Genomic DNA, 14,009 nt, shown 5'->3' on the forward strand with positions numbered 1-14,009 from the left:
CGAAGTCATCCTACGGGGGCGAGGTGTCAGGAAGCGGCCACGTCGGCTCTCGCGTCGGACATGTCACATCCCGGACGGCTAGGTATCCGGGGCGGATACCGGTCGACGACGCGCGGTCGCGGCGGGCCGGATCCGATAGAGCAGCAGCAGCGCGACGGCCGTAGCTGCGGTGATAGCCAACGCGGTTCGACCCGGCGTGGCGGCGTTGGCGTCGGGTCCGCCGACGGGCCAGGTGCGCAGCGCGGTCGGGATCGCCCACAGGATCGAGGGCAGGTACAGCGCGCCCAGCGCCAGGATCGCGCTCGGCAGGTAGGTGACCCGCACCGAGCCGAAACCGAATCCGGCCAGATAGGAGATCATGGCGACGCCGATCACCCAGGACGACATCCACTCCAGCCCCGCGGCGAAGATCGAGTACACGCTGATGACGCCGGCGCCGAGCAGCACCAGCCAGGGCGCGGGCCGGGCCAGCCCGACCAGGATTCCCGTCGTGGCCAGCACCGCGACGAGCACGATGGCCCAGCCCAGACTCTGCGCGTCGCCCAGCGCGTCGGCCGCCGCGGCGACCGCGATCGCGATCAGCACCCCGGCCCCGTCACGTCCCGGCAGCAGGATCGCGGCGAGGAACGCGGCGCCCACCGAGGCCAGTACCGCGAGCGCGATCTCCCAGACATTCGCCTTCTGGCCGTCGAATTCGTTCGACAACCATTCGGTGGCCAGCAGCGCCGTCAGCGACAACACGGTCGCGCCGACGATCGGGCTGATCGGGAGGTCGGCGGGTTGTCGGCCACCGGTGGGCAACATGATCCCGTGCCGGTGACGCACGGTGTTCACGATCAGCAGGATCGTCGCGAGCACCACCATCCACGCGGGCGTGTGCACGACCTTGTTCGCGGTGGCGACATTGGCGCTGAACACCGCGACCACTTCGCCGTAGACGAAAACCAGCACGGTGCCGAGCGCGAAACCCACCGCGGGCCAGCGTTGTCGCAGCGAGCAGATGCCGAGCGCGCCGAAGACGAAGCCGCCGCTGAGCGCGTCGATGTAGTTCTGGGTGGTGAGGATGTCGGCCGAGGTCACGTTGCGGCCGATGAAGTAGTTGATCGTGAGCACCGCCGAGCCGCAGGTGGCCGTCAACCAGACCAGGCCGGGTCGCGAGAGCGGGCGCACCATCACCGCCACACAGGCCGCCACGATCAAGCCGAGCGCGGCGGCTCTTGGCACGCTGTTGACCAGACTCGTCACCCGATACGGCGAGCCGATCGAGTCGGCGGTGCTGAACGTGAACGGCAGAAACAGCGCCATGCCCGCGACGATCGCGCCCGTGAACGCCGTCGCAGCGTCGACGACATCCCGGAGTTTGGGCACGCACCGACGATACCGGCGAAATCCCAGCTACCGGGGATGTCGACGGGTGGTGTCAGTGTCGGCTCTCGGCGTAGGCGCGCAGCGACTCGACCTGCGCGGGGTCGAGCGAGGGGCGCACGCTCGCGCGCGCGGCCGCCACGTCCTCGGCGGTGACATCGGCGGCGGCCATGTCGCGGCGCAGCGCGGTGAGCGCGGCCTCGCGCAGCAGCGCGGCGCAGTCGGCGGCGGAGTAGCCGTCGAGATCCTCGGCGAGCGCGGCCAGGTCGACATCGTCGGCGAGCGGGACCGAGCGGCCCGCCGTGCGCAGGATCTCGAGTCGGGCCGGGCCGTCGGGCGGCGGGACGAACACGAGGCGGTCGAGTCGACCGGGGCGCAGCAGGGCCGGGTCGATGAGTTCGGGGCGGTTGGTCGCGCCGACCACCACCACATCGCGCAGGGGTTCGACGCCGTCGAGTTCGGTGAGCAGCGCGGCCACGACGCGGTCCGAGACGCCGGAGTCGCTGCTCTGCCCGCGTCGGGCGGCCAGGGCGTCGACCTCGTCGAGGAAGATCAGCGACGGCGCCGAATCGCGGGCCCGCTGGAACAGTTCGCGCACAGCGCGTTCGGAGGAGCCGACCCATTTGTCCATCAGCTCAGCGCCTTTCACCGCGTGCACGCTGAGTTGGCCGGTGCCTGCCAGTGCCCGCACGAGGAAGGTCTTGCCGCAGCCGGGCGGGCCGTAGAGCAGCACGCCACGGGGTGGGTCGATGCCGAGGCGGGCGAAGGAGTCGGGGTGGCGCAGCGGCCACAGCACGGTTTCGGTGAGGGCCTGTTTGGTCTCGACCATGTCGCCGACGTCGTCGAGGCTCAGTGAACCGATCGCCAATTCCTCTGTGCCCGAACGCGACAGCGGGCGGATCACGTCGAGCGCGCCGAGCAGGTCGTCCTGGATCAGGGCGGGGTCGGTGTGGTCGCGGCTGGCTCGTCCGGCGGCGCGCACGGCGGCTTCGCGGCACAGGGCGCTCAGGTCGGCGACCACGAAACCCGGTGTGCGCGAGGCGATGACGTCGAGGTCGAGTTCGCCGGCCGGAACCTTGCGCAGGAGTTGTTCGAGCAGGGCCCGGCGGATCGCCGCCGTGGGCAGCGGCAGGGCGAGTTCGCGGTCGCACACCTCCGGCGCCCGCAATCGCGAATCCACCTGGGTGGGATGGGCGGTCGTGGTGAGCAGGGCGACGCACGGGGTGCGCACGGCCGCGCGCAATTGATCGAGGATGAGGGTGGCGACCGGTTCGGGCTCGGCGGGCAGCAGCGCGTCGATATCGCTGATCAGCAGCACCCCGCCCTGACCGGTGGCGACATCGGCGACCGCCTCGGCGACCGCACGCAGCCGCGCGCCGCCTTCGGTCGCGCCGACACCCGGACCGTCGAGTTCGACGACGCGACGCGGTGCGCCGACCGCCTTGGCGAACGTCGCCTTGCCGACCCCGGCCGGCCCGGTGATGAGCACGCCGAGATGCGCCGGTGCGCCGAGGGTCTTGAGCAGTTCGGGTTCGTCGAGCGCCAGGCTCAGCCACTCGGCCAGCTTCGCGGCCTGACCCTGCACGCCGGCCAGATCCTCGAGCTGGATCGGCGTGCTGCCCGAACTCACCGTCACGACCTGATCGGTCGACGGCACCGACACCGCGCCGCCGTCGCGTTCCAGCGTGTGCTGCGCCGCCGCCGCGCCCGCACCCCAGCCGACGGCCGAATTCGGTTGCACGCTGACCGGTCCCGGCATCGGTTCGATCGCGGTGACGGTGAGCAGTTCGGTGGTCCAAGCGATGCCGAAGGTGCGCGAGAGGGCCTGGGTGGCCGCCGACGAACTGATGTCGGGTCCGAGGTCGCGCGGCAGCAGCGACACCGTGTCACCCACCGTCACGACCTTGCCCAGCAGGGCCTGGCGCAGGGTGGCCGCCGGAATGGAGGCCATCGCGTGCGCCGAACCGCTCAGCGAGATCTGCTTGGCCCCGTAGACCGTCACCGGGGCCACGGTCACCGCCGCGTTCTCGCGCAACCCCACATTCGACAGGGTCACGTCGTCGAGCAACGCCACCCCCGGCGGGCTGTCCACGGGCGCTTTCGCGACCACCGCGGCCGTGCGGCGCGCGCCGATCAGGGCGATGCCGTCCCATTCGCGCAGGCCGAGCGCGGTGAGCGTCTCGGGGTGCAGGCGCACCACCCCGCGGCGGGCGTCGGCGGCGGAGGGGTTGAGCCGGGCGGTGAGCGAAAGTTCAGCCACTGCCCCATTCTGCCGTGTCGCGCCCGCATCAGGAATCGATAGGCCGACGCCAAGGTCGAGCGGCCATTCTGGCGGACATGACGAACACTCGCCGCCAGTCGGTACGCTGCACCGGACGCGCCGGAGCGACCGGCGCCGCGATCTACCGGGGAAGCCAGCAGATGAAACGAATCTCTCTCGCCGTCGCGGCCGCCGGGGCTCTCACCCTGACCCTGACCGGGTGCGGATCCGACGAAGCGGCCACCGAGGCCAGCGGCCTGCGCAAGGGCACGCCCAGTGCCAGTGCCTCGGCGACCCCGACCTCGAGTGCGAAGCCGAGCGGCACCGCGACCGTGCGCACCGACCTCACCTGCGCCGAGTTCAAGACCCTCGACTCCGACGCGGAGAAGGCGACGATCGAGGCGATCATCGCCGCCAACCCCGGCGGCCCGTTCGACGGCAGCCCCAACGTGGCGCTGGGCACCGTGAAACTGGTCTGCGTGATTCCGTCCAATGCCGACAAGCCCGTCGTCGACGCCGCCGGGATGAAGCCGTAGCTCAGCTGATCAGCGACTGCCAGTCGGCCGGAACGCGCGAGGCGGGACCGGGCACGGACTGGTCGGCGGGATGGCTGGTCGGCGGGGCGAGTTCGGGGCCGTTGTCGTAGATCTCCCCGCTCGGGAAGTTCCAGAACCAGTCCTCGCCGGGCTCGTAGCTCTGCATGAACGGGTGCGAGGTGGACTGGTAGTGCTTGGTCGCGTGCTTGCTCGGCGAGCTGTCACAACAGCCGACGTGCCCGCACTGGGCGCAGCGGCGCAGGTGCACCCACCAGCCGCCCGCCTCGTCGCATTCCACGCAGCCGGGCCCACTGGGCGGCACGCTCGGATCGATTCCCGCTTCAGCCATCCTGACCTCCTGTTGTCGGTGTGTTCACATCCTCCGCTGCCGGGTGCAAAGGCAGGCGCACGATGAACCGCGTGTTGCCGGGTTCGGATTCGACCCGGATGTCACCGTGGTGCTTGTTCACCACGATGCGGAACGAGATGTCCAAGCCCAGGCCGGTGCCGTCGCCGACCGGTTTGGTGGTGAAGAACGGTTCGAAGATGCGGCTCGTCACCTCGGGATCGATGCCGGGGCCGGTGTCGGCGATCTCGACCGCGGCGCAGTCGTTCTCCTCGTAGGTGCGGATCGTCAGGGTGCCCTCGCCGCCCATCGCGTAGACCGCGTTGTCGATGAGGTTGGTCCACACCTGGTTGAGTTCGGCGGCGTAGCAGGGGACCGGCGGCAGCGCGCGGTCGTAGTCCTTGACCACGCGCACCCCGTCACCGAGTTTGCGATTGAGCATCACCAGCGTGGAATCGAGCAGTTCGTGCAGGTCGACGACCTGATAGGGCGCGCGATCCATCTGCGAGTACTGCTTGGCCGCGCCGACGAGGGTGGAGATGCGGGTGGTCGAGTCGAAGATCTCGTTCATCAGCAGCTCGGTCTCGATGGTGTAGTTCAGCCAGCGCACCGCCCCCTCGAACACTGGCGCGTGGCATGCCTCGAGCGTGGCGTGCACGCCCTCGAGCCAGTCGGTGTCCAGGCCGGCCTGCACGAAGGTCGGCGCCAGGTTCCAGCCGTCGGCGATGCCACGCTCCTCGAACCAGTCCGCCAGCGCGTCCTCGCGATCGGCGGCTTCCAGCGGGCTCAGATCCGGGGCCTTGGCGACCTGGTCGGCGGCCTGCTCCTGCAACTCGACGAGCTTGACCAGCGCATCGGGCGGGAACTTGCCCTCGGCCATCATCTTGAGCTTGTGCCGCATCCCGGCCACGCGTTCGCGCAGGCCCGAGGTGGCGCGCACGGCCGCGGCGGCCGGATTGTTGAGTTCGTGGGTGAGCCCGGCCGAGAGCGATCCGAGCGCGAGCAGCCGCTCCCGTTCGGCGATCCGCTGACTGGATCGCTGGCCGCCGAAGAACGCGCCCTCGAGCAGGTGCACCGCCATCGGGAACCACTCGGTCATCATCCGGGCGAAATCCGCGGCGCCGAGCACGAGGAAGCGGGAGCGGCGCAGCACGTACATCGAGCCGTTGTAGTCCTGGTTCACCTTGTCGCCCAGGTAGGCCATCCACGCGCCCGCGTACGCGCCGCGCTGTTCGGAGCGGATGATCTCGATCTCGACCCCGCCCGACAGTTTGGTCAGGCGCACCTCGCCCTCGATCAGCACGTAGAAGCAGCGGGCCGGTTCGCCCTCGCGGAAAACCGGTCCGGGGTCGACGTATTCGATGGTGCCCGCCGCGCACAGTTCGGCCAGTTGCGCGTCGTCGAGCCGCTCGAACAGGAACAGGGTGCGCAGTTCTTCCGGATCGCAGATCACGAGCTCTCCTAGGCCAGATACCGGTGGACGAGCATGACCGCCATCGCGCCCTCACCGACCGCGGAGGCGACCCGCTTGGCCGATTCGGCGTGCACGTCACCGGCCACGAACACGCCGGGCACGCTGGTCTCGAGGTGGTGCGGTGGGCGCGGTAGCTCCCAGCCCGGTGGGCGCGCGCCGTCGATCATGAGGTCGGGGCCCGCCAGGACGTACCCGGCGGCGTCGCGGGTGACGACCCCGTCGAGCCAGCCGGTCTTCGGCGCGGCGCCGATGAACAGGAACAGTCGTTGCGCATCGACCTTGTCCTCGGTGCCATTGAGGTTGTCGCGCAACACGATTCGTTCGAGGTGGGTGTCACCGTCGACGCCGACCACCTCGGTCTCGGTGTGCACCACGATGTTCGGGATCTCGGCGATCTGCTGCACGAGATAGTGCGACATCGACCGCTCCAGCGAATCACCGCGCACCACCAGGTGCACGCGACGGGCATTGCGCGACAGGAACACCGCCGCCTGCCCGGCCGAATTCGCCCCGCCGACGACATAGACCTCCTGGTCGGCGCAGTCGGCCGCCTCGGTCATCGCCGAACCGTAGAACACGCCGCGCCCGGTGAACTCGTCCACGCCCGGTGCGGGATGGCGTCGATAGTCCACGCCGGTGGCGATCAGAACCGTATGAGCACACAGCTTTCCGCCGTCGGCGAAGCGCACCGTGCGCGCCGACCCGTTCACCTCGAGGGCCACCACATCGCGCGTGGTGATGATCTCGGCCCCGAACTTCGCGGCCTGCCGTCGTGCGCGATCGGCGAGCTGGGAGCCCGAAACCCCGTCGGGGAAGCCGAGATAGTTCTCGATCCGCGAACTCTGCCCCGCCTGTCCGCCGGTGGCGGTGCGCTCCACCAGCACCGTGCGCAACCCCTCCGAGGCGCCGTACACCGCGGCGCCGAGCCCGGCCGGGCCGCCGCCGACCACGATCAGGTCGTAGAACTCGCCGCTGGGTTCGACAGTGAGACCGACGTTTTCGGCCAGTTCGCTGTCGGTGGGCTGGATCAGCGCGGTGCCCTCGGCGGTGATCACCACCGGACAGGTCAGCGGATCGGCGCCCGCGGCTTCGAGCAGGCGGGTGCCCTCCGGTTCGTCGACCGGATACCAGCGATACGGCAACTGGTTGCGCGCCAAGAACTCTCGCACCTGCGAGGACCGCGGCGACCACCGATCGCCCACCACCTTGGTCTCGTACACCGGGCGCTGATCGGCGCTGCGCCACGCGTCGAGCAACCCGTCGATCACCGGGTACAGCTTCTCCTCCGGCGGATCCCACGGCTTGAGCAGATAGTGGTCGAGATCGATGACATTGATCGCGTCGATCGCGGCATCGGTGTCGGCGTAGGCGGTGAGCAGCACGCGGCGCGCGAAAGGGTGCAGGTCCATCGCCTGCTCGAGAAATTCGATCCCGTCCATCCCCGGCATCCGGTAATCGGCGATCAACACCGCCACCGGCTGCCCCCGCAGCTTCATCTCGCGCAGCGCCTCCAGCGCCTGCGGACCCGATTCGGCCCGCAGGATCCGGTAGTCGGCGCCGTAGCGGCGGCGCAGGTCACGCACCACCGCCCGGGAGACACCGGGATCGTCGTCAACGCTCAGAATGGCCGGTTTGGTGACCGAAGGAGTGCTCACGACTTCGAGTATGCCCCTCTTGTCGGAGCGCTGGCGCGCTCGAGCGAGGTGCGCCGATCACAGCTGGTGGTGCAACACCAGATCGAGTTCGGTGGGGGTGAGGAGGCGTTCGAGGCGTTCCTCGCGTTTGCGGCGGGTGCCGCGGGGCACGAACGCGCTGGGGAGCGCGAAGGTGTCGTCGGGTCCGTTGCTCGGCAGGAGCGGGACGTCGTTGATGGGCCTGCGGGGCAGGAATGAGCGCAGTTTCACGGCCGATCACCTCGGGTTGACGGCGGGTACGCCTTGGGCTGAGCATCGTCGATCAGCGAACGTCGGTAGCGAAAAGTTTGCCAGCTGGTCCGATCCAGTGCAACCGGGACAAGGTGGACACGGCGAGCCAACCGGCCGAAAGCCTGCTTCATCGCAGGCCAGGCCGGATTCGCAGGCTTCGCCGATCGGTCAGTTCCAGGCGGGCAGCGCGACAACCTGTGCGGCATAGGACAGTCCGGCGCCGAAGGCGATCAGCAACGCGGTATCACCCGGCTCGGACCGACCCGTGCGCAGCAGCGCCTCCATCGCCAGCGGCACCGACGCTGCCGAAGTGTTGCCGGATTCCTCGATGTCGTCGGCAAGGGCGCAGTGCCCCGGCAGTTCGAGCACCCTGGCCATGATCTCGATGATCCGCCCGTTGGCCTGGTGCGGGATCATCGCGTCCAGGTCGTCGGTGCTCACCCCGGCCCGGTCGATCGCCTCGCGACAGACCTTCTCGAGCGAGTGCGCGGCCCACCGGAACACCGCCGTGCCCTCCATCGTGAGGTAGGGCCGCACCGAGTCGGTGCCCTTGTCGGCGACCTCGTCGAAGTACTCCACCCAGTCCTTGGTCTGGCGGATGGCGTGGTGCTGGGTGCCGTCCGAACCCCACACCGTCGGGCCGATGCCCGGCTCGCGTGCGGGGCCCACGACCACCGCGCCCGCCCCGTCGGCGAACAGGAACGCCGTGGATCGGTCCGTGAAATCCAAAGCGTCGGTGAGCTTTTCGACGCCGATCACCAGCACGTGCTGCGAGGTGCCGCCGCGCACCAGATCCGAGGCGAGGCCCACCGCGTGACAGAACCCCGCGCAGCCCGCCGAGATGTCGAACGCGGCCGCCCCGATCATGCCCAGTTCGGCGGCGATGCGCGGGCCGATCGCGGGGGTGAGCAGCAGGTGCGTGGAGGTCGCCACGATGACGCAGTCGATCTGGTCCACCTCCACGTCGGCGGCGATGATGGCGTCGCGCGCGGCGGCCACGCTCATCGACTGGATGGTCTCCTCGGCCGAGGCGAAGCGGCGGGACTTGATGCCGGAACGGGTGCGAATCCACTCGTCGCTCGAGTCGATCGCCCCGGCCACCTCGTCGTTGGTGACCACCCGGGCGGGGCGATACACGCCCAAGCCGAGGAGGGCGGTGTGCCGCGCACCGGTCGTCTGGGCGATTCGAGCAGCCATCTGTGCGTCTCCTATGTACCTGTCACCGTGCGGTTACACCGCAGGATGTACGCGAAGCATGGAAATCGGTCCCTCATCACCCGTGACCTGTGCGTGGACTACATGTGAACGCTCAGACATGAGGCACCCTCATATTAGCGTCTCAATCGTGATGTGAGTGTCGATTGTCACAACCGATCGGGGGTATTTCCTCGGGGCAAGGCGTTTGTTCGCCGCCCTTCGAGGGATCGAGGACCCCATGCTCGGACTCGGGATCATTGGCTGGATCATCATCGGCGGCCTCGCCGGTTGGATAGCCAGCAAGTTCATGAAGACCGACGCGCAGCAGGGCATTCTGCTCAATATCGTCGTCGGCGTGGTGGGTGGCCTGCTCGGCGGCTTCCTGCTCGCCGCGGTGGGTGTCGACGTCGCGGGCGGTGGCTGGTTCTTCAGCTTCTTCACCTGCCTGGCCGGAGCCTGCCTGCTGTTGTACCTGGTGAAGCTGTTCACCGGACGCAAATCGGCGCACTGACCACGGGTGGATGTCGCGGGCTTCCCGTAAGGTGTGATCGCTTGTAGTCGTCACACGAAAGAGGGAGCCCGTGGCACGCCGCCCCACCCCGCCCGGCACGCCCGATACCACCGCTGTCGGCCACGTCGTCGACTTGGTGCGGGCCGCTGTACCGCCGCTACATCCCGCCGGACTGCCGTTCGTCGCGGTGCCGTTGGCGGTGGCTGTCGTCGGCGGCCGCAACAAGTGGGTGCGCCGCGTCGGCCTGCTGGGCGCCGCCGCGTGCGCCGCGTTCTTCCGGCACCCGCACCGCGTCCCGCCGAACCGGCCCGGCGTCGTCGTGGCGCCCGCCGACGGTGAGGTCGCCCTCGTCGACACCGCGGTGCCGCCCGCCGAACTCGGTCTCGGCCAGACGCCGCTGCCGCGCGTGAGCATCTTCCTGTCGGTGCTCGACGTGCACGTGCAGCGCGTTCCGGTGTCGGGCACCGTGCGCGAGGTGGCCTACCAGTCGGGCACGTTCCTCTCCGCCGATCTGCCCGAGGCCTCCGACGCCAACGAGCGCAACAGCATGGTGATCGACACCGCCGCGGGCGCGCAGGTCGTGGTGGTCCAGATCGCCGGCCTGATCGCGCGACGCATCATCTGCGACGCCCGCGTCTGCGACGTGCTCACCATCGGCGACACCTACGGCCTGATCCGCTTCGGCTCCCGGGTCGACACGTACTTCCCGCTCGGCACCGAACTGCTGGTGGCCCCCGGGCAGCGCACGATCGGGGCCGAAACCGTCCTGGCTGTGCTGGGATGATCGAACAGGCTCGTAGGCGCCCGCGTTCGGTGCGACTGCTGCCGAGCGTCGTCACCATCCTCGCGCTGTGTGCGGGCCTGTCGGCGGTGAAGTTCGGTCTCGACGGCCAGCTCGGTATCTCGTTGGCGATGGTCGGCGCGGCCGCGGTGCTCGACACCCTCGACGGTCGCCTCGCGCGCATGCTCGACGCGACCTCGAAGATGGGCGCCGAACTCGACTCGCTCTCCGACGCCATCTCCTTCGGCGTCGCGCCCGCGCTGATCATCTACGTGACCCTGCTCGACGGGTCGAGCGCGGGCTGGATCGTGGCGCTGTTGTTCGCGGTGAGCCTGGTGTTGCGCCTGGCCCGCTTCAACACGCTGATGGACGACGACTCCCGCCCGAACTGGGCACGCGAGTACTTCGTCGGCGTGCCCGCGCCCGCCGGCGCGCTGATCGCGCTGGTCCCGATCGCGCTGAAGGTCCAGTTCGGTGACGGCTGGTGGGACAGCTTCGCCTTCGTCGCCGCCTGGACGGTCTTCGCCGCCCTGCTGTGCGTGAGCACCATCCCGACCCTGGCCATGAAGTCGGTCTCGGTCGCCCCCCAGGCCGCGGCGGGCCTGCTGGTCCTGGTCGCCCTGGCCGCCGCGCTGCTGGTCACCTACCCGATCGTGCTGCTGCTGATCCTGGTCGCGCTGTACCTGATCCACATCCCGTTCGCCTGGCGATCGGCACGCTGGGTGGCGGCCCGCCCGGAAACCTGGCAGCACAAGCCCGCCGAACGCCGCGCCCAGCGTCGCGCCCAGCGGCGGATGCCGGGGATTCGTCGGCCTGCGATCCGTCGACCGGCTGTGCGGGGTTCCGCGCGGTTGCGGTTACGGCGCCCACGCAACGACTGATCGCCGCGGCACCCGGAGCGTGCGGGTCGACGCGTCCGTTTCGGGTCCGAGGGCTGACCAGCACAGCGGGCGAGTGGCGGGTTCGCGGTACTGCTCCGGATCGGTGCCGCCGCCTCGGGCCTGCGAGATGAACCACAGCCGGCGAGAAGCGGGGTGCGCGGCGGTACCGTTGCGCAATCGGGCTGCGGGCGAAGGGGCACAGGTGGAATCCGAGGGCGTCGCTGAATTCATCGGGCATCGGCAGCGGTTGTTCTCGCTCGCCTATCGGATGTTCGGGGCGGCGACCGAGGCCGAGGACGTGGTGCAGGAGGTCTACCTGCGGTGGGCCGCGGCCGATCGCGGGGAAATCGGCAACGCCGAGGCGTGGTTGACCACCGTCACCGTGAATCTGTGTCGGACCCAGTTGGTTTCGGCCCGCGCGCGGCGCGAGACCTATGTCGGTCAGTGGCTGCCCGAACCCGTCCCGACCGGTGGCGGGGCGCTCGGTCCGCTCGATTCCGTCGAGGAACGGGAATCGGTGTCGCTGGCCCTGCTCACCGCGATGGAACGGCTCAGCCCGATCGAGCGCGCGGTGTTCGTCCTGCGCGAGGCGTTCGGCTATCCGCACGCCGAGATCGCGGCGATGCTCGACCTCACCGAGTCGAACGCGCAGCAGATCTTCCACCGCGCCGGGCAGCGGGTCCGCACCGGCAAGCAGCGCTTCGTGGTGTCGGCCGACCACGCGCGCACCATGATCGAGAAGTTTCTGCTGGCCGCGACCACCGGCGACGTGGCCGGGCTGCGCGAACTGCTCGCCGACGACGTGGTCTCGATCGCCGACGGCGGCGGCAAGGTCGTCGCGGCCAAGCGCCCGGTGGTCGGCGGCGAGGTGGTCGCGCGCTACCTGTCCAACCTGCGCCGCTTCCTCAGCCCGACGGTGCGGTTCGACTTCCTCGAGATCAACGGCGAGCTGAGCCTGGCCCTGTTCGATGCCGACGCGGCCTACGGCGTCCTGGCCTTCGACTTCGACGAAGCGGGCGCCATCGCGGCCGTCCGCACGGTGGTGAACCCGGCCAAACTGGCCGCCGTCGGCGCGTGATCGGGCGACCGGAACCGCTGGATCGCGGGTTCGGCGCCGCGGTTGGGTGCGGGTTGCGAGGGCGGTGCGTTCGACTGGTCACCACCCCGCGTGCGTGACGATCGACCGACCCGGCGCGCCTGTGAGGTGGATCACCGAACGGAAGTGTCAGGAACGGGGCGGCTGATCGGTCTGAGGTGTGTCGGCATTTCGAGAGAAGGAGCCACCTCATGACCGGTCAGCATCGGATCGTCGTCCTCGGCGCCGGGTACGCGGGCCTCACCGCGGCACGCGCCCTCGCGAAGAAGACTCGCGACACCCAGATCACCGTCGTGGACGGCCGCGCCGAATTCGTGCAGCGGGTGCGCCTGCACCAGGAGGCCGCGGGCCAGTCGGTCAAACGGCTCGACCTGCGCAAGTCGTTGGCGCGCAAGGGTATCGAGTTCATCCAGGCCCGCGTCACCGATCTGGACCCGGAACGCAAGATCGTCGCCATCGACGGCGAGTGGACGATCCACTACGACACCCTCGTCTACGCCCTCGGCAGCCAAGCCGACCGCCACGCCGTACCCGGTGCCGCCGAGCACGCGAAGTTCGTCGCCACCGCCGAGGACGTGACCGAGCTGTCGGGCCAGATCGTCATCGTCGGATCGGGCCCCACCGGCATCGAACTCGCCACCGAACTGGCCGAGTCGCAACCGGATTCGCCGATCACCCTGCTCGGCTCCGAGGACCCCGGCGCCTGGCTCTCCCCGCGCGCGCACGCGGCGATCCGCGCCGCACTCACCCGACTCGGCGTCGAAATCCGTTCCGGCGCCAAGGTTGTCGAGGTGCTGCCCGATGCCCTCCGGCTCGCCGACGGCACCCTGGTGCCCGCCGCCACCACCGTCTGGACCACCGGTTTCACCGTCCCCGACCTGGCTCGCCGAGCGGGCCTCGCGGTCGCCGACGACGGCCGCATCCGCACCGACGACACCCTGCGCTCGATCTCCCACCCCGACATCTACGCCATCGGCGATGCCGCGCTGATGACCGGCGTGGACGGCCGCCCGCTGCGAATGGCCTGCGCGACAGCCATTCCCGCGGGCCAGTACGTGGTCGGCGCCATCGCGGCGCGAGCGCGCGGCCGCGACCCCGAGCCGATGGCGGGCCGCTACCTCGCGCAGTGCATCAGCCTCGGGCGCCACGACGCGGTGTTGCAGGTCGTCAAGGCTGACGACACCCCGACGAACACGGTGTTCACCGGCCGGATCGGTGTGGTGCTGAAGGAACTGATCGTGCGCGGCACCGCCTTCACGGTGGGTTTGCGCTAGCGAGCCCGATGAGTGGCATAAACGTGCACTCGTGGTGAGTCGAGGCCGAATTCGGGCGCACATTCGCGCCTGTGTGCACGTTTATGCCACCTTCGCGCAGCCCCGGGTCGGTGTGCGCGGCCTGCACCCACGTGAGTCCGTAGAGAACGTTCGAGAACAGGTAGCCCTCCGGAAACAGTTGCTGCGCGGCGGTATCGGACCCTTCGTCGAGGGCATCTCGAACGAACGCCAACTGCCGCTGTGTCGAACCGGGTTGTTCGTCGAGTCCGGGCCGCGGCCACAGCAGTCGCGCGGCGCCGACCACGCACGCCACCGTGACGACGATCGCCCGCTGTGCCATCACCGATCGTCAACCAACCGTTG

14 protein-coding genes are annotated in these 14,009 nt (G+C 69.6%); 6 read left to right on the forward strand and 8 right to left on the reverse strand.

Annotation, left to right across the window (positions count from 1 at the left end):
* Positions 1-78 precede the first annotated feature (78 nt).
* Together ACFP3H_RS20955 and ACFP3H_RS20960 are read right to left on the reverse strand one after the other, a co-directional pair.
* Positions 79-1,368, reverse strand: coding sequence for a hypothetical protein (locus ACFP3H_RS20955; protein WP_378608567.1), 1,290 nt, complete (start codon positions 1,366-1,368; stop codon positions 79-81).
* Between the two features lie 52 nt (positions 1,369-1,420).
* Positions 1,421-3,625, reverse strand: coding sequence for an AAA family ATPase (locus tag ACFP3H_RS20960; RefSeq protein WP_378608568.1), 2,205 nt, complete (start codon positions 3,623-3,625; stop codon positions 1,421-1,423).
* A gap of 161 nt (positions 3,626-3,786) precedes the next feature.
* On the opposite strand from ACFP3H_RS20960, the gene ACFP3H_RS20965 reads away from it, so the two are divergent.
* Entirely contained in the window at positions 3,787-4,161 is a 375-nt protein-coding gene (locus tag ACFP3H_RS20965; protein WP_378608570.1) for a hypothetical protein, read from the forward strand.
* Position 4,162: 1 nt separating this feature from the next.
* Here the strand turns inward: ACFP3H_RS20965 and ACFP3H_RS20970 are convergent, their stop codons facing one another.
* The 5 genes from ACFP3H_RS20970 to ACFP3H_RS20990 all read right to left on the reverse strand — a co-directional run bounded on the left by ACFP3H_RS20970 (position 4,163) and on the right by ACFP3H_RS20990 (position 9,103).
* A complete protein-coding gene (locus tag ACFP3H_RS20970) occupies positions 4,163-4,510 on the reverse strand; it encodes a UBP-type zinc finger domain-containing protein (RefSeq protein ID WP_378608571.1) in 348 nt (115 codons plus the stop codon).
* A complete protein-coding gene (locus tag ACFP3H_RS20975; protein ID WP_378608572.1) occupies positions 4,503-5,960 on the reverse strand; it encodes an ATP-binding protein in 1,458 nt (485 codons plus the stop codon). The genes ACFP3H_RS20970 and ACFP3H_RS20975 overlap by 8 nt, the downstream gene beginning before the upstream one ends.
* Positions 5,961-5,968: 8 nt before the next feature.
* Positions 5,969-7,636: an NAD(P)/FAD-dependent oxidoreductase gene (locus ACFP3H_RS20980; protein WP_378608574.1), complete on the reverse strand. Its 1,668-nt coding sequence runs from the start codon at positions 7,634-7,636 to the stop codon at positions 5,969-5,971.
* A 57-nt stretch (positions 7,637-7,693) separates the two neighbouring features.
* Positions 7,694-7,885 carry a hypothetical protein gene (locus ACFP3H_RS20985; RefSeq protein WP_378608575.1) on the reverse strand — a complete coding sequence of 64 codons (192 nt, stop codon included), beginning with the start codon at positions 7,883-7,885 and terminating at the stop codon, positions 7,694-7,696.
* A 189-nt stretch (positions 7,886-8,074) separates the two neighbouring features.
* Complete coding sequence (locus ACFP3H_RS20990; protein ID WP_378608577.1) at positions 8,075-9,103, reverse strand: beta-ketoacyl-ACP synthase III; 1,029 nt, start codon at positions 9,101-9,103, stop codon at positions 8,075-8,077.
* A gap of 238 nt (positions 9,104-9,341) precedes the next feature.
* Between ACFP3H_RS20990 and ACFP3H_RS20995 the strand changes: the two genes are divergently transcribed.
* The 5 genes from ACFP3H_RS20995 to ACFP3H_RS21015 all read left to right on the forward strand — a co-directional run bounded on the left by ACFP3H_RS20995 (position 9,342) and on the right by ACFP3H_RS21015 (position 13,646).
* Positions 9,342-9,614 carry a GlsB/YeaQ/YmgE family stress response membrane protein gene (locus tag ACFP3H_RS20995; RefSeq protein WP_378608579.1) on the forward strand — a complete coding sequence of 91 codons (273 nt, stop codon included), beginning with the start codon at positions 9,342-9,344 and terminating at the stop codon, positions 9,612-9,614.
* Between the two features lie 70 nt (positions 9,615-9,684).
* On the forward strand, positions 9,685-10,398 hold the full coding sequence (locus tag ACFP3H_RS21000; RefSeq protein ID WP_378608580.1) for a phosphatidylserine decarboxylase: 714 nt from the start codon (positions 9,685-9,687) through the stop codon (positions 10,396-10,398).
* Positions 10,395-11,276, forward strand: coding sequence for a CDP-alcohol phosphatidyltransferase family protein (locus tag ACFP3H_RS21005; RefSeq protein ID WP_378608582.1), 882 nt, complete (start codon positions 10,395-10,397; stop codon positions 11,274-11,276). The genes ACFP3H_RS21000 and ACFP3H_RS21005 overlap by 4 nt, the downstream gene beginning before the upstream one ends.
* A 202-nt stretch (positions 11,277-11,478) precedes the next feature.
* Entirely contained in the window at positions 11,479-12,354 is an 876-nt protein-coding gene (locus tag ACFP3H_RS21010; RefSeq protein WP_378608583.1) for an RNA polymerase sigma-70 factor, read from the forward strand.
* Between the two features lie 209 nt (positions 12,355-12,563).
* Positions 12,564-13,646: an NAD(P)/FAD-dependent oxidoreductase gene (locus ACFP3H_RS21015; RefSeq protein ID WP_378608585.1), complete on the forward strand. Its 1,083-nt coding sequence runs from the start codon at positions 12,564-12,566 to the stop codon at positions 13,644-13,646.
* Here the strand turns inward: ACFP3H_RS21015 and ACFP3H_RS21020 are convergent.
* Positions 13,627-13,986: a hypothetical protein gene (locus ACFP3H_RS21020; RefSeq protein WP_378608586.1), complete on the reverse strand. Its 360-nt coding sequence runs from the start codon at positions 13,984-13,986 to the stop codon at positions 13,627-13,629. The two genes, ACFP3H_RS21015 and ACFP3H_RS21020, sit on opposite strands and share 20 nt — an antisense overlap.
* Positions 13,987-14,009 lie beyond the last annotated feature (23 nt).

Source organism: Nocardia lasii (assembly GCF_042658545.1).
In the GTDB taxonomy this organism is placed as follows: Bacteria; Actinomycetota; Actinomycetes; order Mycobacteriales; family Mycobacteriaceae; genus Nocardia; species Nocardia lasii.

Bases quoted from the DNA above. Each gene is read 5' to 3' on its own strand.
- ACFP3H_RS20965 (WP_378608570.1), top strand. From the start codon at position 3,787: ATGAAACGAATCTCTCTCGCCGTCGCGGCCGCCGGGGCTCTCACCCTG.
- ACFP3H_RS20970 (WP_378608571.1), bottom strand. From the start codon at position 4,510: ATGGCTGAAGCGGGAATCGATCCGAGCGTGCCGCCCAGTGGGCCCGGC.
- ACFP3H_RS20990 (WP_378608577.1), bottom strand. From the start codon at position 9,103: ATGGCTGCTCGAATCGCCCAGACGACCGGTGCGCGGCACACCGCCCTC.
- ACFP3H_RS20995 (WP_378608579.1), top strand. From the start codon at position 9,342: ATGCTCGGACTCGGGATCATTGGCTGGATCATCATCGGCGGCCTCGCC.
- ACFP3H_RS21005 (WP_378608582.1), top strand. From the start codon at position 10,395: ATGATCGAACAGGCTCGTAGGCGCCCGCGTTCGGTGCGACTGCTGCCG.
- ACFP3H_RS21015 (WP_378608585.1), top strand. From the start codon at position 12,564: ATGACCGGTCAGCATCGGATCGTCGTCCTCGGCGCCGGGTACGCGGGC.
- ACFP3H_RS21020 (WP_378608586.1), bottom strand. From the start codon at position 13,986: ATGGCACAGCGGGCGATCGTCGTCACGGTGGCGTGCGTGGTCGGCGCC.